This window comes from Sciscionella marina DSM 45152 (assembly GCF_000379465.1).
Classification (GTDB): Bacteria; Actinomycetota; Actinomycetes; order Mycobacteriales; family Pseudonocardiaceae; genus Sciscionella; species Sciscionella marina.
The window spans coordinates 23,733-41,143 of the sequence record NZ_KB905385.1; the positions used below are offsets into that span (position 1 = coordinate 23,733).

Consider the following 17,411-nt stretch of genomic DNA (forward strand, 5'->3'; position numbering starts at 1 on the left):
CCGGTTGTGTTCAGTGACACTCCCAGCGATACTTCCAGTGACATACCGTCCGGTGTGCTGAGTGTGTCCGGCGCGCAAGACGATCATCCACCCGCCCGGCCGCTGTTCAGCGCGGCCGAGTAGCGGTTCCCTCCGATACGGCAGGAATCATCATCGACAGCATCAAGGCTCCAGCCGCCAATGAGTACGCCGCGCTCTCCCGCGAGATCCGGGATGCGGGCCTGCTGCGCCGCAGGCACGGTCACTACGCGGTGCGCATGGGACTGAATCTGCTCGCCTTCGCCGGTGCCTGGGTCGGGTTCTTCTTCCTCGGCGACAGCTGGTGGCAATTGTTCATCGCCGCTTTCCTCGCCGTTGTCTTCGCTCAGCTCGCGTTCATCGGGCACGATGCGGGGCACGGGCAGATCTTCGGCAACCGGCGGCACAACGACATCGTCGGTACTACCCACGGTGGCCTGATCGGGATGAGCTACCGAGCCTGGATCGGGGTGCACAACCAGCATCACGCCAACCCGAACCACGAGGACAAGGACCCGGATGTCGACATAGCGGCCCTCGCGTTCACCAGCAAACAGGCGGCGCTCAAACGCGGATTCCTGCGCTGGATGGCCAAACACCAGGCGATCCTGTTCTTCCCGTTGCTCACCCTGGAAGGGATCAACCTGCACCTCTCTGGGGCGCAGGCGGTGCTGCGTGGGGAAACGAGGGCGCGCAGGCTCGAAGGCGCCCTGCTCCTAGTGCACGCGCTGACCTATCTGACCGCCGTCTTCCTCGTGCTCTCCCCGGGAATCGCGGTGCTGTTCGTGGTGGTGCACCAGGCGCTGTGGGGTATCTACATGGGCAGTTCCTTCGCGCCCAACCACAAGGGAATGCCGCAGCCGAGCGAGGAGGACGAGGCCTGCTTCCTGCGCAAGCAGGTGCTCACCTCCCGGAACATCCGTGGCGGCTGGTGGAACGATTTTCTGCTCGGTGGGCTGAACTACCAGATCGAGCACCATCTCTTCCCGAACATGCCCCGCCCGCACCTGCGGCTGGCTCAGCCGATCGTGCAACGGTTCTGCGCCGAACGCGGGATCGCCTACAGTCAGACGAGCCTGCCGCGTTCCTACCGGATCGTGCTCAGCCATCTGCACGAGCTCGGCGCCCCGCTGCGCGCGAAACCCGCCTAGCGGTACCGGCGCGTTCATGCCGCGGTGTACTCAGATTTCCGCGGCGATCCAGTCCGCCATGCGTTCGGCGACCAGCATCGCTTCGAGCGCGGTTGTGCCACACAGTGGAATAGGGATCACCGACAGATCGCAGACCCGCAGACCGTTCACCCCATACACTGCGCCATGCGCGTCGACGACCGCGTCCGGATCATTCGCGAGGCCCATGGCGGCGCCGCCGAGCAGGGTGAGTCTGCTGAAGGTCATCGCGCGCAGCACGGCGTCGAGCCGCTCGTCCTCGGCGATGTCCTCCTCGGTGAGCATGGCGATTCCCTTGATGTGCCGGGAAAGCGGCGGACGCCGGGTGAGTTCCCAAGCGTACCGGTAGGCGGCGCGCATCCGGGCGAGGTCGGTTTCCTCGCGGTAGAAGCCGAGGTCGAGTCCTTCAGTGGTGAGCCGGCCCCTCGATCGCGGGCGCATATCGCCGATCATGATGGCGAGCAGGGGATCGCCACCACCGGGCGGTGGTCCTGGATGCAGGCACAGGTAGAAGGCGTCGTCCTCGGCGTAGCCGGGAATGGCGCCGAGCCGGGCGACGAGCTGGGTGCCGGGCCAGTCCGGTGGCGGTTCGTGCGGAAGTGCGGGGACCACGGCACCGGGCTGGTCGTAGATGCGCGCGCCGATTCCCGGGTGCCCGATTCCCGAGCGCCGCAACAGTTCCGGTGAACCCGGGCTGCCCGCGCACAGTACGACCTGGCGCGCGGTAATGGTCTCGGTGCCGATCAGCACCCCGGTGGCCCGGTCTCCGCGTAGTAGTACCCGGTCCACAGTGGCATCCCCGCGCACGGTGAGGTTGGGGCGGTCCCGGGCGCCGGCGAGGTAGGTGTCCGCGCTGGAACGCCGTTCGCGGCCCGCGCGGTTCTGCGGGTAGGGACCGATTCCCCTGGCCCGCGGGTGATTCATGTCCGCCTGGTACTCGGTGCCGGTGGCGAGCACGGTCTCCAGGAAGGCCGCATTGGCCGCGGTGAGCTCCGTGGAACGCCATCGGGTGATCGGAACGGGTCCGTGCGCACCGTGGTGGGCTTCCTCGCTGAAATCCAGGTCGGTCTCGATTCTCCGGTACGACTCGAGTACGTGTTCCGGAGACCACTCGGGCAGCCCGATGGCGGCGAAATCCCGCAGCGGGGCCCGGAACGCGCCGCGACCGTTGATCTGCGCGCTGCCGCCGATGACCTTGCCGCGGGACAGGAATTCCACCCGGTCCCCGCAGACCCGGGCGCGCCGATCCCAGGCGTACTCCTCGGCCGTGCCGGTGCGCAACGTGGCGGGCAACCGGTCCGTGGTGAAGTCCGGGCCCGCTTCGAGAAGCAGCACCGAGCGCGCCGGATCCGCGCTCAGTCGCGCGGCGAGCACGCATCCCGCGGTGCCCGCGCCCACGATCACGTGGTCGTGCATCTCAGTCACCCAGGCTCGGCCGGTAGGTGCCGAAACTCCACTGGTTGCCCGCGAAGTCCTCGGCCATGTATTCGGTCGAGCCGTAGTCCATGGTGGTCGGTTCCATGGTGATCGTGGCACCGGCCGCGCGGGCCCGTTCGCAGTGCGCGGTCACATCCTCGACGGGAATGTAGGTCAGCGACAACCGGTCCTTGGTCGGCCCGCCGATCAGTACGAGCCCGTCGCCGTAGCGCAGTTCGGCGTGCACGATCCCGCCGTCCTCGCCGGGAACGCTGAACAGCGTGGTGAAGCCGAACGCCTCCTCGAGGAATCGGATGGCGCGCGCGGGATCGGTGTAGGTGAGGACCGGAACGATGCTCGGTGAATTCGTCATGGCCCGAAGGTAACCGAGGGACCGCGCTATTCGTAGAACAAATCGGAACCGGCCCAGGTTTCGCTGAACGGTTCGGTATGCCAGGTGCCCGGCGAGCAGCCGGTGATCCGCAGGAATTCCCTGCCGAAATGCGCCTGATCGGTGTACCCGCAACGGTCGGCGATCTCGCTGAGGCGCAACCGGCCGGAATCGAGCAGGGTGATCGCGTGCCTGGCGCGTACGACCCGGGCGAACTGTTTCGGGCCGACCCCGACATGTGTGCGCACCTGCTCGGAAAGATAGCGGGTGCTGCAGTGCAGCGCGGCCGCGAGCTCGGCCACGGTGGTGCGCCCGCGCGTGGCCCGGATCCGGCGCACCGCCCAGGCCGCGGCGGGGGAGGGCTGATGCGCGGTGCCGAGCCGGTCGATGAAGAACCGGTCGAGCAGGGCGAACCGTTCCGGCCACCGCGCGCAGTCGGCGAGCTGTTCGACGAGGCGGCGACCCGATGGGCCGAGCGCTTCCACCAGGTCGACCACCTGGGTCCCGAACTCGCCCATGCGGGTGCCCAGGATCATGCCCGCGACCAGCGGGGTGACGTCGATCTGCACACCGTGCTGATCACCGGGGTACTGAGTGTACGCCCAGCGGTCGCTGATGGCGGCGACGAAACTGGTCAGCTCCGTACTCGTGCCCGAGTCGAGCACCTTGATGCTCGGCCCGAAGCTGAGGATCAGCCCGACGAAACCGGTCGGCACCTCGCGCTGCAGCATCCGGACCCCGGAGTGCTCGCGGTAGCCGATGTAGCGGCCGACCAGCCCGCGCAGCTCCACGGCCGGGGCGCCGGTGGCCATCTCCCACCAGCCGGTCTCGGACTCCACGATGTGCGTGGCCATGGCCCGAAAGTACCGCAATGTGCCGGGACCGCGGTACTCACCGCCGCTGGTGCGCTGCTGCTGCGCCGCGCAGTGTGATCCAGCGAGTCTCGGTGAACGCGTCCACATTGGCCTCCGGGCCGCCGAAGCGGGAACCGGTCCCGGATGCGCCCAGACCGCCGAACGGGGCGACCGCCTCGTCGTTGATGGTCTGGTCGTTGATGTGCGCGATCCCGGTCGGGATCCGGTCGGCGAGCGCGAGCCCCTTGTCCAGGTCGGGGGTCAGGATGCCGAGAGCGAGCCCGTACTCGCTCGCGGCGGCGAGCCCGGCGGCCTCCTCGATGCTCCCGAACGGGGCGACCGGCGCCACCGGACCGAAGATTTCGTTGTCGTAGGCGGGAATTCCGGGCGTGGCCCCGGCGAGCACGGTCGGCCGGTAGTACGGCCCCTCGTGCTGTGCCCCGGTGACCGCCCGCGCACCCGCTTCGATGCTTGCCGTCACGATCCCGTGGATCTTGTCCCGCTGCGCGGCATCGATGATCGGGCCGAGGTCGGCCTTGCCCCGGAACGGATCCCCGACGGTGAGCGCGGCGGCCCGTTCCGCGAGCCGTTCGGTGTACTCGCCGTAGAGCGATTCATGTACCAGATGCCGTCCGGTCGCCATGCAGATCTGGCCCTGGTGGAAGTAGGCGCCCCGGCAGGCGGCGGTGACCGCGTGCTCGAGATCCGCGTCGGCCAGCACGATCAGCGCGGAGTTCCCGCCGAGCTCCAGATGGGCGCGTTTGAGGTGGCGGCCCGCGGCCTCGCCGACCGCGCGGCCCGCGGCGGTGGAACCGGTGTAGGAGATCACCCGCACGTTCGGGTCCGCGACGAGCGCGGCCCCGGTCTCGGCCCCGCCGGGGAGCACGTGCAGCACGCCCTCGGGCACCCCGGCCTCGGCGAAGATCCGCGCCAGGGCCACCCCACCGCACACCGCGGTGCGTGGATCCGGTTTGAGCACGACGCTGTTGCCCAGCGCGAGCGCGGGGGCGACCGAGCGGATGGACAGGATCAGCGGCGCGTTGAACGGGGCGATCACGCCGACCACCCCGGCGGGAATGCGGCGGGTCATGCTCAGTCGCGGTGCCTCGCTCGGCAGGATCTGGCCGAGCGCGCGGGAGGGAAGCGCGGCGGCCTCGAAACATTCCTGTGCAGCGATGTGCAGTTCGAAGTTCGCCTTGTCCTCGATGCTGCCCGATTCCCGGATCAACCATTCCCGCAGTTCCGCGGCGTGCTCCTGCCACAGCCGTCCCGCGGTGCGCAGGATCTCCGCCCGCTCCTGAAACGGCCGCGCGGCCCAGTCCCGCTGCGCGGCCGCGGCGATTTCGGCGCTGTGACCCACATCCGCGCGGTCGGCGATCCCGATGCTGCCGAGTTCCGCCCCGGTCGCGGGCTCCCGGACCGGGGCCGTGGTGCGCGCGGGCGTCCAGTCGCCGGTGTAGACCCGGCCTTGCCAGTTCTCAGCGGACACAGTGTCCAGCAAGGTCATCAGTACTCCTCGGATTCGGTGAGAATGGGAGCCGCGAGCCGGAACGCGGTGTTCGCCGCGGGAACCCCGCAGTAGATGGCCGACTGCAGCAGGACTTCCTTGATCTCGGCGAGGGTGACCCCGTTGCGCCGCGCCGCGCGCACGTGCATCGCGAACTCCTCGTGGTGCCCGAGCGCGATCATCGCGGTGAGCGTGATCAGCGAACGGTCCCGGCGTTCCAGACCGGGACGGGTCCAGATCTCGCCCCACGCGTAGCGGGTGATCAGATCCTGGAACTCGGCGGTGAACTCGGTGGTCGCGGCGATCGAACGGTCCACGTGCCGATCGCCGAGCACCGCGCGGCGCACGCTCATTCCGTCGCGCTCACCGCGGATCAGCGCCGCCGTGGTGGCCGGTGCCTCGGCCGGGATCAGGTGGGCCGCATCGGGAAGGGTGACCAGCTCCCCGTCCGCCACCGCATCGGCGATCTCGGTGAGCGAGGCAACCGGGGTGGGGACATCGTGCGCGCCCGCGACCGCGAGCACCGGGATGTGGATTTCGGCGAGCCGGTCACGCACATCGAATCCGGCCAGCGCCTCGCAGGTCGCCGCGTAGCTCGCGGAATCCGTGCCACGCAAGGCATCCAGCAGGGTCTCGGTGATGAACGGGTGCCGCTGCGCGAATCCCGGGGCGAACCAGCGGGCCAGTGAACCGTCCACCATGCTCGCGGTCCCGTGCGCGCGCACATGCTCGGCTCGCTCGCGCCAGGCGCCCGGTTCCCCGATCCGCGCCCCGGTGCACAGCAGGGTGGCGCGGGTGATCCGGTCCGGGGCGCGCAGCAGCAGCGCCAGCCCGACCGCGCCACCGATCGAATCGCCCGCGTACGCGAATTCGCGGTCACCGGCGAGTTCGAGCACCGCATCGGCGAGCTCCTCGACGGTGAACCCGGTCGCCGGAGCGCCGCGCCCGTGCCCGGGCAGATCCCAGGCGAGCACGTGGAACCGGGAGGCGAGTTGTTCGGCGCACGGCCCCCACAGGGCGAGGGCGGATGTGCCGAGCGAGGGGCCGAGCACCAGCAGCGGCAGCTCCGGGTCCCCGAACCGGATCGCGGACAGTTCCCCTTCGTTCATCGTTCCTCCGCCCGGCGCAGTATCTCGGTGATGATCGGTTCGGTCGCGCCCGGATCGGTCACCGCGAACTCGAGGTTTTCGGCCATTCGTTCGGTGCGCACCTCGAGCCCGCTGAGCAGTTCGGTCAGCTGATTCGCGGCCGCCGCGGTGCTCCGGCCCAGGGTGCGCAGGCTCGCCCATTCCAGGTGCCAGGCACCATCCGGGCGCTCGTCAAGGGATTCGGCCGCGGCCAGGTGCAGCTGCGCGCCGTGCGCGGGTGTGGCGAGCGCGGCCCGCCGGACGAGCACCGAGAGCACCGGGTTGACCTTGTGCGGCATGGCCGAGGAACCGCCCCGGCCCTCGGCGCGCGGCTCGGCGAGCTCCCCGATCTCCGGGCGGGAGGCGGTCAGCACATCGTTCGCGATCCGGCCGAAGGCATCGGTGCATTCGAGCAACGCCTCGCCGATCCTGGTGACCGGGGCGCGCGCGGTGTGCCAGGGAAGCGCCGGTTCGAGCTTTAGCGAACGCGCGGTGACTCCGGCCAGTTCGATCGCGGACTCCCCGATCCCGGCCAGATTGCCCACCGCACCACCGATCTGGGCGGGAAACCGCAGCGCCCGCACCCGGTCCCGGGCATCGAGAACGCCGCGCAGCCAGGTCGCGGCGCGCAGCCCGAAGGTGGTCGGCATGGCATGCTGGGTGAGCGTGCGGGCGACCATCGGGGTGCCACGGTGTGCGCGGACGAGCCCGCACAGCGCGCCGATCTGCGCGTCCAGCTCGCCGAGCAGCTGCCCGGCGAGCTCCCGGGTGCACAGCATCAGTGCGGTGTCCAGCACATCCTGGCTGGTCAGACCCTGATGCAGGGGAACATCGGCGGGCAAGCGCTCGCGCAGCACGGCGAGCAGCGGGATGACTGGATTGCCCCCGGCTTCGGCCGCGCGCGCGATCGCGGGAATATCGGCCTCGGTGACCAGGCCGTCGAGTTCGCGGGGTGCCCCGAGCGCGCCGAGCCAGGCGGATTCCACCCGGAGCATGGCGCGCAGCAGCGCCGGTTCGCTCAGCGGTTCCCCCGCCCGCTCCGCGCCCGGCCAGAACAGGTCAGTCATGGTTCAGAAACACTGTTTCCCTCTCGCCCTGGAGCACCACGTCGAACCGTAGTCCCTCGGGATCGGTTGCGGCGCACAGGGTTTCCGCGCGTTCCCGGGGCAGCGCGGACAGCAGCGGATCGGCGGCGAAGTCCTGGCCGGGCAGGTACACGCGGGTGAACAGGCGGTCGAGCAGCCCGCGGGCGAGCACGGTCAGCGCGATGAACGGGGCGTGTCCCGGTTCGGTCGCCCCAGGGCGCACCGTGGTGAACGAGTAGGTGCCGGTGCGGTCGCTTGCCGCGCGCCCCCAACCGGTGAACGTGTACCCGTCCCGGTGCAGCGAACCCGGTTCGCGGGAAACCCGGCCAGCGCCATCGGCCTGCCAGATCTCCAGGAGCGCGTCCGGGACCGGATCGCCCGCCCCGTCGAGCACCGTGCCGTGCAGCCGGATCGCGTCCGGGTGGCTCCGGTCGACGAGTTGTTCGCCGCCCGCATAGGGCAGCGCATAGCCGAAGAACGGCCCGACTGTCTGGCCTGGCGTGGTCACGAGAAGCGGTCCTTCCTGAGCATCGTAGTGAGCGTCAGCGAGCGAGGAGCGCAGGGAAGGCCGCATCGGGGCAGCACGGTCATTCCGCCTCCGTCAGCGTCTGTTCGCGCCCGCCGAGCACGATGTCCCAACGGTAACCGGTGCTCCATTCGGGGACGGTGAGCTCGTGGTCGTAGCGGGCGATCAGCCGTTCCCTCGCCCGCTGATCGGTGATCGAACAGAAGATCGGGTCCAGTCCGAACAACGGGTCCCCGGGAAAATACATCTGGGTGATCAGCCGCTCGGTGAACTGGTTGCCGAACAAGGAGAAATGAATGTGCGCCGGTCGCCAGGCATTGGTGTGGTTGCGCCAGGGATAGGGGCCGGGCTTGATCGTGGTGAACCGGTACCAGCCGTCCTGATCGGTCAGGCAGCGCCCGACCCCGGTGAAGTTCGGGTCGATCGGGGCCGGGTGCTGATCGCGCTTGTGGATGTAGCGCCCGGACGCGTTGGCCTGCCACACCTCCACCAGCTGCTCGCGCACCGGTTTGCCCGCGGCATCGGTGACCCGGCCGGTGACCACGATGCGTTCACCGATCGGTTCGCCGCGGTGCTGGATGGTCAGGTCCGCCTCGAGCGGATCCACATCGCGGTGCCCGAACACCGGGACCGCACGCTCGATCGTCTCCGGATCCGCGTGCTGCGGGTCCTTGGTCGGATGCCGCAACAGGCTGCTGCGATAGGGCGGATAGTCCAGCTTGGGCTGGGCACCGCCGCGCCCGGCGAGGGCATCGATCTCGGCGCTGATCTCGGACTGGGTGGCTGCGTCGCTCACGACTACACCTCGCTGGTGCTCGGCTTCGCCGTTCGCGAAGGCTGCTGTGTTTTCGGTTCGCTCGCAGGCTCGCTCACGTCTACACCTCGCTGGTGCTCGGCTTCGCCGTTCGCGAAGGCTGCTGTGTTTTCGGTTCGCTCGCAGGCTCGCTCACGACTTGCACGCTAGGTGCTCGTATCGTGGGGGAGCGAGGCCGGACTTCTGCTCAGTGAAAGGAGCGTGGCCATGGCGGGCAATGCCGCGAAGCCGGGGGTCAGTGTGACCTCCCGAGCGCTCGCGCTGCTCGGCGCCTTCGACACCGCGCACCGCAGCCTGACTCTGACCGAACTGGCCGCGCGTGCGGATGTCCCGCTGGCCACGGCGCACCGGCTGGTGGGCGAGCTCGTCGGCTGGGGCGCGCTGGTGCGCAGGCCATCGGGGAACTACGTGGTGGGCAAACGGATCTGGGATCTCGGCCTGCTCGCCCCGGTGCAGGCGGGGCTGCGCCAGATCGCCTCGCCGTTCCTGCACGACATCTACGGGGCGACCCTGGCCACGGTGCACATGGCGGTGCGCGAGGGCACGAACGTGCTCTACGTGGACCGGCTTTCCGGGCACGCCTCGGTGCCCGTGGTCAGCGAGATCGGCTCCCGGCTTCCGCTGCACGCCACCGGGGTGGGCAAGGTGCTGCTCGCGTATGCCCCGCCGGAGGTGCGCCAGGAGGTGCTCGCCGGGCTGCACCGGGTGACGCCTTACACCGTGGTGCAACCGGGCCGGTTGCGCGCCGACATCCGCCGCGTGCAGCGGGAGGGTTTCGCCCAGACCGTGGACGAGATGAGCCTCGGCGCCTGCTCGGTCGCGGTGCCCATCCACATCCCGGACGGCACCGTGATCGCGGCGCTCGGGGTCGTGGTGCCCCGGCTCAACCGGGATCGCCCGCGACTGCTGGCCGCGCTGAACGTCGCCGCGCAGGGGATCGGCCGCAGTGTGCCACCCGATCTTCCGCTCAGTGAAAGCTCGTGATGGCGTGCGGGTACCCCGGTCGAGTTCACTGCCAGCCATGCGTACCCAGGTCGCCATCATCGGCGCGGGCCCGGCCGGGCTGCTGCTCTCCCATCTGCTCGCCGAGGGCGGTATCGAATCGGTCGTGCTCGAGACGCGGACTCGCGAATACGTGGAATCGCGCATCCGGGCCGGGATCCTCGAGCACTCCACCGTGGAACTGCTCGACTCGCTCGGTCTCGGCAAGCGGGTGCACGCCGAGGGGGATCCGCACAACGGGATCTACCTGCAGTGGCCGCAGGAGCGCCACCACATCGACTTCGCCGGGCTCGTCGGGCGCCGCGTCTGGGTGTACGGGCAGACCGAACTGCAGCGCGATCTCGGTGTCGCGCGGGAGACCGGTGGGCAGCCGATCCACTACGGGATCAGCGATACCGCCGTGCACGAGGTGGTGACCGAGCATCCCTCGGTCACCTTCACCGACAGCGCGGGACGGGCGCAGCGGATCACCGCGGATGTGGTCGTCGGCTGCGATGGGTCCTTCGGGCCGAGCCGCGCCGCCGTCCCCGAACACGCCCGCAGCACTTGGGAACACACCTATCCGTATTCCTGGCTGGGGGTGCTCGCCGATGTCGCCCCGTCCACCGATGAACTGATCTATGCCTGGCACCCGGACGGGTTCGCCATGCACTCCATGCGCTCGGCGAGCGTGAGCAGGCTGTATCTGCAGGTGCCCGCGGGCACCGATATCGCGGACTGGTCCGATGACCGTATCTGGACCGCGCTGGCCACCCGGCTCGGGCACGGGCAGGGCGGGTGGACGCTGAATCCCGGGCCCATCACCGAGAAAAGCGTGCTGCCGATGCGCAGTTTCGTCATGGCCCCGCTGCGGCACGGCAGGCTGTTCCTCGCCGGGGACGCCGGGCACATCGTCCCGCCGACCGGGGCCAAGGGGCTCAACCTCGCCGTCGCCGATGTCGCCTTGCTCGCGCCCGCGCTGATCGCGCTGCTCGGCGAGGGCGACGACCGGCTCGCCGAGGAGTACTCCGAAACCGCGCTGCGCCGGATCTGGCGGTGCACCCACTTCTCCTGGTGGATGACCACCATGCTGCACCAGAGCGGCGATCCCTTCGACGCGCAGCTACAGCTGTCCCAGTTGCGGTGGGTGGCGAGCAGCACGGCCGCGGCGACCGGGCTTGCGGAGAACTACGCGGGTCTGCCGATCGGGTTCTGAGCGCCCGGACCGGTCGATCATCGGCATCAGCGGGCTCCCCGGCCCGGAAATCCTCGCGGAGATCCGGCGACTGCCAGTTATCCGGACGTACCGGCGAACGCGGTGACCGGGCGGGGTGAATTCGGGTTTCCGTTGTGGATTCGGACTGCCCATTCGGTCCCGTGGATGAGGTCATGGTGTTGGCGACAGAGGAGCACCATGTCGTCGGGAACGGTGCGGCCGCCCTTTGCGCGGATGGGCGCAGCCGTTGTCGCGGGCGATGGGTCCTCGGCGGGGTTTCGGGGGTGCGGTGCGTTCGCGGCCGCCCACGGCGAGTACTTCGCCCTCGGAACCGAGCACGTGGGAATGATCCCGGCATCACAGGCCATGGATCCGCCGTAGCCGAATTCGACCGCCGCACCGTCTTTCTCCCACTGTGCGGCCAGATGCGGCAACTCGGCCCCGGCACGCCGCACCACGGCCCTGTGTATCGGCGGTGTTCGGCAGGCACTTCCGCGCACGCCGGAGCAGCACGAGCGGTAGCGTCGGGCCGTGCCGTCGACGAGTGTGTTCCTGAATGCCGCCCTGTCCGCCCTGGACGATGGCGGAGACCGCGTGCTGTTCCACCACGATGGCCCGGTGACCTATCACGAGGCCCGGGATGTGTTGCTGCGCCTGCACAATGGGGTCGGCGCGGTCGAGACCGTCGCCGTGGACCTGGCGAACCGGCCGGAGACGGTGCTCGTTCAGCTCGCGGCGATGCTGCGCGGGGCGCGCGTTCTGCTCGTGGCCGCCTCCGCAACCGACGCGGACCGGTTCGCGGCCGCCGCCGCGGCCGGTGTCACCACGGTCGTCACCGATCGGGCCGAGGCGTGGTCCGGTGGTGGTGTCCGGGACGTCCGGTCACCGGCCGACCTGGAGGGCACGGCCGCTCCGGTCGCCGTGCCCGCCGCGGTGGAGGTCCTGTTCCCCACCGGCGGTACCACGGGGACCCCGAAGGTGATCCGGCACAGCGGCGTCTACGACGGCATGGCGCACATTTTCGCGACCCGGCCCGAGCAGCCGGAGCGCACTCTGGTCGTGGCACCGCTGACGCACATGACCGGCCACGCCAGTGTGCTCGGTGCCCTGCTGCGCGGGGACACCGTCGTGCTCCATGACGGCTTCGAGGCCGGGACGGTGCTGGCGGCCATCGAGAGGCACCGGATCACCTCGCTTTCCCTGACCCCGCCGCGCCTCGCCGCGCTGCTCGATCACCCCGCGCGCCCCGGCACCCGGCTCGACAGCCTGCGCTCGGTCTCCCTCGGGGCCGCACCGCTGCCGCCGCACCGTCTCGCGCAGGCCCTCGAGGTGTTCGGCCCGATCGTCGGGCAGGGATACGGTCTCACCGAAGCGCCGATGATCACCAGCATCTCCGCGGCGGAGGTGCTGGAGCGGCCCGAACGGCTCGGCTCGGTCGGCCGCGTCGTGCCGGGGATGGCCGCCCGGATCACCGGCGGCGAGGTGGAGGTGCGTGGTCTTGCCATGATGGACGGCTATCTCGGTGCCGCGCCGATCGGCGAGAACTGGCTGCGCACCGGGGACCTCGGCCGGTTCGACGAGGAAGGCTATCTCTACCTGCACGACCGTATCGACGACATCGTCGTGCTCGGCGAACACGGCACGAAGGTCGCCCCGGCCACCGTGGAACACGCCCTGGCGAGCCACCCCGAGGTGCGCGCGGCGGCCGTGTTCGGCGTCGCCGGGCGGGAGGGACAGTCCCTGCACGCTGTCGTGGTCGCCGAAGGCCCGCTCGGCGCCGAGGATATCCGGGCGCACGTGCGGGCGAGCCTGGGCCGCGAGCACTACGTACCGGCGCGGGTGGACTTCGCCGCAACGCTGCCGATCACGGGAATCGGCAAGATCGACAAATGTGCGCTGCGTGCCGCCTACGGCGGGTGAGGTGGACGGCTCGCCGTTCGCGGGGCACCGGGGGGAGTCGTCGCGGATACCTAACCGGCTTGCTGCCGCGCGGCCTCGGCGCCGGTCGCGATCGGCGCGAGGACACACGCTTCCGGTACGCCGAGTCCGTCGATCAGTGTTCCCGCGTGCGCACGCAGCGCCTGGCACAGCCGGTTGACGGTGCCGGTGACTTGCTTGGCGTGGTTGTTGTCCAAGCGGTTGTGACCGAGAAACCAGGCCAGGTCCGTCTCGATCGCGTTGAACACGAAGAGATCGCAGACACGTTCGAGCAGTTGCCTGGTGCGCTGGTCGGCGCACCGTTCGAGCGCGGCGATGTTGGCCTCGAGCACGATCCGCTCGATATGCACCCAGGCCAGCCGCAGGACATGGTCCTGTGCGTCGTTGAAGACCTCGAACGCGTCGTGTTCTGAGCTCTCGGCACGCTGCAGCCGGCGCGCGCAGGTTTGCAGCACGTGTGTTTCACGGTCCTCGAACAGCTGCAGCTGCCTGCCGCGATCGGACAGGTCGCCACCATGCTGCACGGCGGCGACCAGTCGCTCGATCAGCGGGCCCGCGGCGGTGCGCTCGATGATCGCCTGTCCCGCGTAGTTGGCCACCAGGCGCGCCAGCCCGAGGCTGCCGAGCTCGTGCATCTCGGCGCGGTAGCCGGTGAGCAGCCCCTTGGCCACGAGCTGAAGCATCACCGTATTGTCGCCTTCGAAGGTGGTGAACACATCGATGTCCGCCTGCCAGCGCGGAAGCTGGTTCTCGCTGAGGTAACCCGCTCCGCCGCAGGCTTCCCGGCAGGTCTGGATGGTGCGGCTCGCATGCCAGGTGCCGAGCGCCTTCAACCCGGCCGCGCGCGATTCCAGCTCGCGCCGGGTTCGCTCATCCGGCTGCTCCCCGGTTTGCACCCGGTGCAACGAGGCGACCAGTTCCTCCTGCGCGAAGTGCAAAGCGTAGCTGCGTGCCAACGCGGGCAGCAGCCTGCGCTGGTGAGCGAGATAGTCGAGCAGCGGCACTTCCCGCTCGCTGTCCGGCGCGCTGAATTGGCGACGGGTGTTCGCGTATCGCACGGCGATGGTCAGGGCGGTCTTGGTGGCCGCACCGGCGGCACCCGCCACGCTCACCCGCCCGCGGATCAGCGTGCCGAGCATGGTGAAAAACCGTGCGTTGTCGTGCTCGATGGGACTCGTGTAGGTGCCGTCCTCGGCAACAGCACCGAAGTGGTCGAGCAGCGCCGCGCGAGGCACGCGCACGTGGTCGAACCACAGGCGTCCGTTGTCCACCCCGTTGAGACCTTCCTTGGGCCCGCAGTCCTCGATCGTCACCCCTGGTGCGGGATCGCCGTGCTGGTCCCGGATCGGCACCAGCCAGGCGTGCACGCCATAAGCCTTCCCGCCGGTGGACAGCTGGCCGAACACCACCGCCATCCGCCCATGTACCGCGGCGTTGCCGATGTAGTCCTTGCGTGCTGATTCGTCCGGGGTATCGATGACGAACTCGCCCGTGCCCGGCTCGTAGCGTCCGGTGGTGCGCAGTTGCTGCACATCGGAACCGTGCCCGGTCTCGGTCATGGCGAAACATCCCAGCAGTCGCAGATCCATGATCTCGGCCAGGTAGCGTTCATGGTGCCGCCGGGTGCCGAGCAGCTCGACCGCCCCGCCGAACAGCCCCCACTGCACACCCGCCTTGACCATGGCGGACAGATCGGCCATGCCCAGTGTCTCGATGGCGACCACGGCGCCTCCGATATCGCCGCTACCGCCGTATTCCACGGGAAAACCGATCTGCGGAGCACCACTGCGTGCCAGGTGCTCCAGTTGTTCGTATACCTGCGCTCGACGGCGATCCAAATCGATTTCCGCGGCACCGAGATGCGGCAGCGAGGCGAGCTGCTCGCGTACCCGTTCGCGCAGTCCTGCCCAGTGGCCGTCCACGACGGCGCGCAACTGTGTGATCTCCACCTGGTCCGGAACTTCGGGAATATCCATACACCTCACTCTCGCGCAGATCTGGCCACAGCGCAGCACGGCCCGGCGATCGCCTCGGACATACCGGAAGGCCACCGGTGACTCGGGACACGCTCGGCGGCGGTGACGTTTGGATCCTCTCGACGGCGGGTAAACGGTCCGAAGAGCACGGACGATGATCCGGAACGGAGTGGGAAATGAGCACCAATGACAAGATCGACCAGGTGACCGGCAAGCTGAAGAAGACCGCGGGCAAGGCGACCGGCGACGAGGAGCTGGAAAGCGAAGGGCAGGCCCAACACGGTCTGGCCAAGGCCAAGGACTCGGTCAAAGACGCGGCGGGCAAGGTCACCGGGGCCGTACGCGATGCCGTTGGCGGCGACAAGAAAGACGGCGACAAGAAAGACGAGACCGAACGACGGCGGTGAACACCGCGATCGGCTGCCCGGCCATGGGCTTCGTCGGATGCGAGTACGGAAACGTGGACAAGGCTGAGGGGAAGGGATCATGGACCTGCTGACCACTCATTCACAGGACATGCGGAGGTTCGTGGAAGCCGTGGCGCAGCGCGCCCACGTCGACCGCTACGAAGAGGCCTCGCAGCTGTCGCAGGCGACGATCGAGGTGCTCGGCCAGGCGATCTCCGGTGGGGAGGCCGCACAGTTGGCGCGGTGGTTGCCCGATGAGCTCGGTTCCGTGCTGACCGAGCAGAGCGGAAACGCGAGCCGGTTCGACAAATTCAATTTCCTGGACAGCATCGGCGCGCGGATTCCCGCCGTGGACACCGAACGGGTCGAACAGCAGGTGGTTGCGGTACTGAACGTGTTACGGCGCACCGCTTCCGGTGATGAGCTCGCCGATACGATCGCCCAGTTGCCACCGGAGCTCTCGGCGATGTTCGGCCCACATCCCGATTCGGGCGAATGACCGACACCACGGAAAGCGAGTCAGCCAATGGCCACTGATCGTCGACGGTTGAAGAATGCCTTGACGGACGTTGATTATCCGGCGGACAAAGACGAATTGCTCGCCCGGGCGCGGCTCAACGAGGCCGATACGGAAACGGTCACCGCGTTGCGCACGGTGCAGCCGGTTTCCTATGCCAATTTCGCCGATGTCGCCGGTGCGGTGCCGATGACCGAAGGACAGTCCGATGCCGACAAGGCCGAACAGGATCGGCAGCGCACTCAGGACGGGCTTGCGGAGTCGCACACCGAGACGCCGGACCATCCCATCGTCGAAGAACTCGGCGAGAACCGCGGCAGCTGAGCAGTCACCCGATACCCGACCCGAGAAAAGCAGGCACATGGACTTATCGAACTTGCGCGGTGTCTACGAACACGACGGTCCCTTCGCGAGCGTGTATCTGGAGGGTCGCTCACCGGGGGAGGATTCGGCAGAGCAGATGCGGCTGCGATGGCACGCCCTGCGCGAACGACTGGCCGAGGCGGGAGCGACGGAAACGGTGCTGGATGCCCTGGATGCCGAACTCGGTGGTGCGGAGTTCGGCGAGGAACAGGCCAACGGTCGGGTGCTCGTCGCGGCCGAAGACGGTGTGGTGCTCAACGAACCCTGGGACGCGGCGCTCGGTTCGGGCGATGACGCGCACTGGACGATAGTGCCCGAACTGGGTTCGTATGCCCGTGAGCTGGCGCGGTCGGTGCGGCTGCTCGTCGCCGTCTGTGATGCGCACGGGGCGCAGCTGATCAGCGAAGTGGTCGCAGAGCAGCACGAGCCGCGTGAGGTGGGCGAAAAACAGGTCGAGGGCAGCGGTTCCGACGGTGTGCACAAGCCGCGCGGTGGGGCGCTCTCACACAACCAGATCCAGCGTCACGCCGACGAGACCGTCCGGCGCAACGCCAAGGACATCGTCGAAGCGCTGCGTAAGACGGCTTCCCGGTTCCGCCCGCGGGTGATCGTGCTCGCCGGAGAGGTGCAGGCGCGTACCGCGGTTCGCCAGCAGCTCACCGACGACATCGCCGAACAGGTCATCGAGACCGACAGCGGGGGCAGGGACAAGGGTGCCTCGGAGGAGGCCCTGGCCGAGCGCTTGCTGGTCATCGCCGGTGAACACGCCACGGCGGGCAATGCCGAGCATGCCGAGCGATTCAACACCGGGCTCGCGCACGGTCAGGCGGTGGACGGTAACGAGCAGGTCGCCAAGGCCGCCGAGCTCGGAGCGGTCGATACCTTGCTGTACGAGGACGAGACACCCGCCTCGCGGGAAGCATTCCTGCTCAAAGTGTGCGCCGAGACTGGTTCCGCATTCGGGCTCGTCGCCAAGGGCACCGGTATGACCGACGGTGTCGGCGCCCTCCTGCGCTATCCCATCGACTCCTGACGGTCGCCGCGCAGGACACCCGTGGGCGCGCCGCGGCAGGTCCGGCCGGGGCGCGCGAAGGGCGGATCCCCAC

The 17,411-nt window shown here is 69.1% G+C and carries 17 protein-coding genes; 8 read left to right on the plus strand and 9 right to left on the minus strand.

What is annotated here, in order from left to right; genetic code table 11:
- The first annotated feature begins 257 nt into the window (after positions 1-257).
- A complete protein-coding gene (locus tag A37U_RS0112880) occupies positions 258-1,169 on the plus strand; it encodes a fatty acid desaturase family protein (RefSeq protein ID WP_020497057.1) in 912 nt (303 codons plus the stop codon).
- A gap of 30 nt (positions 1,170-1,199) precedes the next feature.
- Here the strand turns inward: A37U_RS0112880 and A37U_RS0112885 are convergent, their stop codons facing one another.
- From A37U_RS0112885 to pcaH, 8 genes are read right to left on the minus strand one after another with little or no spacing between them, the layout of a single operon-like run.
- Positions 1,200-2,603 (minus strand): GMC family oxidoreductase, encoded by a 1,404-nt coding sequence (locus tag A37U_RS0112885; protein WP_040587523.1) that lies wholly within the window; start codon positions 2,601-2,603, stop codon positions 1,200-1,202.
- Position 2,604: 1 nt separating this feature from the next.
- Positions 2,605-2,976: a VOC family protein gene (locus A37U_RS0112890; protein WP_020497059.1), complete on the minus strand. Its 372-nt coding sequence runs from the start codon at positions 2,974-2,976 to the stop codon at positions 2,605-2,607.
- Positions 2,977-3,002: 26 nt separating this feature from the next.
- Positions 3,003-3,848 (minus strand): helix-turn-helix domain-containing protein, encoded by an 846-nt coding sequence (locus A37U_RS43430; protein WP_020497060.1) that lies wholly within the window; start codon positions 3,846-3,848, stop codon positions 3,003-3,005.
- A 37-nt stretch (positions 3,849-3,885) separates the two neighbouring features.
- On the minus strand, positions 3,886-5,355 hold the full coding sequence (locus A37U_RS0112900; RefSeq protein WP_020497061.1) for a benzaldehyde dehydrogenase: 1,470 nt from the start codon (positions 5,353-5,355) through the stop codon (positions 3,886-3,888).
- A complete protein-coding gene (gene pcaDC / locus A37U_RS55295; RefSeq protein WP_020497062.1) occupies positions 5,355-6,464 on the minus strand; it encodes a bifunctional 3-oxoadipate enol-lactonase/4-carboxymuconolactone decarboxylase PcaDC in 1,110 nt (369 codons plus the stop codon). Before pcaDC ends, A37U_RS0112900 begins: the two co-directional genes overlap by 1 nt.
- Positions 6,461-7,549 carry a lyase family protein gene (locus A37U_RS43435; protein WP_020497063.1) on the minus strand — a complete coding sequence of 363 codons (1,089 nt, stop codon included), beginning with the start codon at positions 7,547-7,549 and terminating at the stop codon, positions 6,461-6,463. Before A37U_RS43435 ends, pcaDC begins: the two co-directional genes overlap by 4 nt.
- Positions 7,542-8,141 carry a protocatechuate 3,4-dioxygenase subunit alpha gene (pcaG, locus tag A37U_RS0112915; RefSeq protein ID WP_020497064.1) on the minus strand — a complete coding sequence of 200 codons (600 nt, stop codon included), beginning with the start codon at positions 8,139-8,141 and terminating at the stop codon, positions 7,542-7,544. The genes A37U_RS43435 and pcaG overlap by 8 nt, the downstream gene beginning before the upstream one ends.
- A 13-nt stretch (positions 8,142-8,154) precedes the next feature.
- Positions 8,155-8,889, minus strand: a complete 735-nt coding sequence (gene pcaH, locus A37U_RS0112920) for a protocatechuate 3,4-dioxygenase subunit beta (RefSeq protein WP_020497065.1) — start codon at positions 8,887-8,889, stop codon at positions 8,155-8,157.
- A 225-nt stretch (positions 8,890-9,114) separates the two neighbouring features.
- Here pcaH and A37U_RS0112925 point away from each other — a divergent pair, with 225 nt between their 5' ends.
- From A37U_RS0112925 to A37U_RS0112940, 3 genes are all read left to right on the plus strand, one after another.
- Positions 9,115-9,891, plus strand: a complete 777-nt coding sequence (locus A37U_RS0112925; RefSeq protein ID WP_020497066.1) for an IclR family transcriptional regulator — start codon at positions 9,115-9,117, stop codon at positions 9,889-9,891.
- Between the two features lie 37 nt (positions 9,892-9,928).
- Positions 9,929-11,104 (plus strand): 4-hydroxybenzoate 3-monooxygenase, encoded by a 1,176-nt coding sequence (locus tag A37U_RS0112930; RefSeq protein WP_020497067.1) that lies wholly within the window; start codon positions 9,929-9,931, stop codon positions 11,102-11,104.
- Positions 11,105-11,635: 531 nt separating this feature from the next.
- Positions 11,636-13,024 carry an ANL family adenylate-forming protein gene (locus tag A37U_RS0112940; RefSeq protein WP_040587525.1) on the plus strand — a complete coding sequence of 463 codons (1,389 nt, stop codon included), beginning with the start codon at positions 11,636-11,638 and terminating at the stop codon, positions 13,022-13,024.
- Positions 13,025-13,074: 50 nt separating this feature from the next.
- Here A37U_RS0112940 and A37U_RS0112945 read toward each other — a convergent pair whose 3' ends face one another.
- Positions 13,075-15,018 (minus strand): acyl-CoA dehydrogenase family protein, encoded by a 1,944-nt coding sequence (locus A37U_RS0112945; RefSeq protein WP_020497070.1) that lies wholly within the window; start codon positions 15,016-15,018, stop codon positions 13,075-13,077.
- A gap of 176 nt (positions 15,019-15,194) precedes the next feature.
- On the opposite strand from A37U_RS0112945, the gene A37U_RS0112950 reads away from it, so the two are divergent.
- The 4 genes from A37U_RS0112950 (at position 15,195) to A37U_RS0112965 (ending at position 17,338) form a co-directional block, all read left to right on the plus strand.
- Positions 15,195-15,425 carry a CsbD family protein gene (locus A37U_RS0112950; RefSeq protein WP_020497071.1) on the plus strand — a complete coding sequence of 77 codons (231 nt, stop codon included), beginning with the start codon at positions 15,195-15,197 and terminating at the stop codon, positions 15,423-15,425.
- 79 nt (positions 15,426-15,504) lie between these two features.
- A complete protein-coding gene (locus A37U_RS0112955) occupies positions 15,505-15,924 on the plus strand; it encodes a DUF2267 domain-containing protein (protein ID WP_020497072.1) in 420 nt (139 codons plus the stop codon).
- Positions 15,925-15,951: 27 nt separating this feature from the next.
- Positions 15,952-16,266 carry a DUF2795 domain-containing protein gene (locus tag A37U_RS0112960; protein WP_026197171.1) on the plus strand — a complete coding sequence of 105 codons (315 nt, stop codon included), beginning with the start codon at positions 15,952-15,954 and terminating at the stop codon, positions 16,264-16,266.
- A 37-nt stretch (positions 16,267-16,303) separates the two neighbouring features.
- Positions 16,304-17,338: a baeRF2 domain-containing protein gene (locus A37U_RS0112965; RefSeq protein WP_020497074.1), complete on the plus strand. Its 1,035-nt coding sequence runs from the start codon at positions 16,304-16,306 to the stop codon at positions 17,336-17,338.
- The last annotated feature ends 73 nt before the right edge of the window (positions 17,339-17,411 follow it).

Bases quoted from the DNA above. Each gene is read 5' to 3' on its own strand.
- A37U_RS0112880 (WP_020497057.1), top strand. From the start codon at position 258: ATGGGACTGAATCTGCTCGCCTTCGCCGGTGCCTGGGTCGGGTTCTTC.
- A37U_RS0112885 (WP_040587523.1), bottom strand. From the start codon at position 2,603: ATGCACGACCACGTGATCGTGGGCGCGGGCACCGCGGGATGCGTGCTC.
- A37U_RS0112890 (WP_020497059.1), bottom strand. From the start codon at position 2,976: ATGACGAATTCACCGAGCATCGTTCCGGTCCTCACCTACACCGATCCC.
- A37U_RS43430 (WP_020497060.1), bottom strand. From the start codon at position 3,848: ATGGCCACGCACATCGTGGAGTCCGAGACCGGCTGGTGGGAGATGGCC.
- A37U_RS0112900 (WP_020497061.1), bottom strand. From the start codon at position 5,355: ATGACCTTGCTGGACACTGTGTCCGCTGAGAACTGGCAAGGCCGGGTC.
- pcaDC (WP_020497062.1), bottom strand. From the start codon at position 6,464: ATGAACGAAGGGGAACTGTCCGCGATCCGGTTCGGGGACCCGGAGCTG.
- A37U_RS43435 (WP_020497063.1), bottom strand. From the start codon at position 7,549: ATGACTGACCTGTTCTGGCCGGGCGCGGAGCGGGCGGGGGAACCGCTG.
- pcaG (WP_020497064.1), bottom strand. From the start codon at position 8,141: ATGCGGCCTTCCCTGCGCTCCTCGCTCGCTGACGCTCACTACGATGCT.
- A37U_RS0112925 (WP_020497066.1), top strand. From the start codon at position 9,115: ATGGCGGGCAATGCCGCGAAGCCGGGGGTCAGTGTGACCTCCCGAGCG.
- A37U_RS0112930 (WP_020497067.1), top strand. From the start codon at position 9,929: ATGCGTACCCAGGTCGCCATCATCGGCGCGGGCCCGGCCGGGCTGCTG.
- A37U_RS0112945 (WP_020497070.1), bottom strand. From the start codon at position 15,018: ATGGATATTCCCGAAGTTCCGGACCAGGTGGAGATCACACAGTTGCGC.
- A37U_RS0112950 (WP_020497071.1), top strand. From the start codon at position 15,195: ATGAGCACCAATGACAAGATCGACCAGGTGACCGGCAAGCTGAAGAAG.
- A37U_RS0112955 (WP_020497072.1), top strand. From the start codon at position 15,505: ATGGACCTGCTGACCACTCATTCACAGGACATGCGGAGGTTCGTGGAA.
- A37U_RS0112960 (WP_026197171.1), top strand. From the start codon at position 15,952: ATGGCCACTGATCGTCGACGGTTGAAGAATGCCTTGACGGACGTTGAT.
- A37U_RS0112965 (WP_020497074.1), top strand. From the start codon at position 16,304: ATGGACTTATCGAACTTGCGCGGTGTCTACGAACACGACGGTCCCTTC.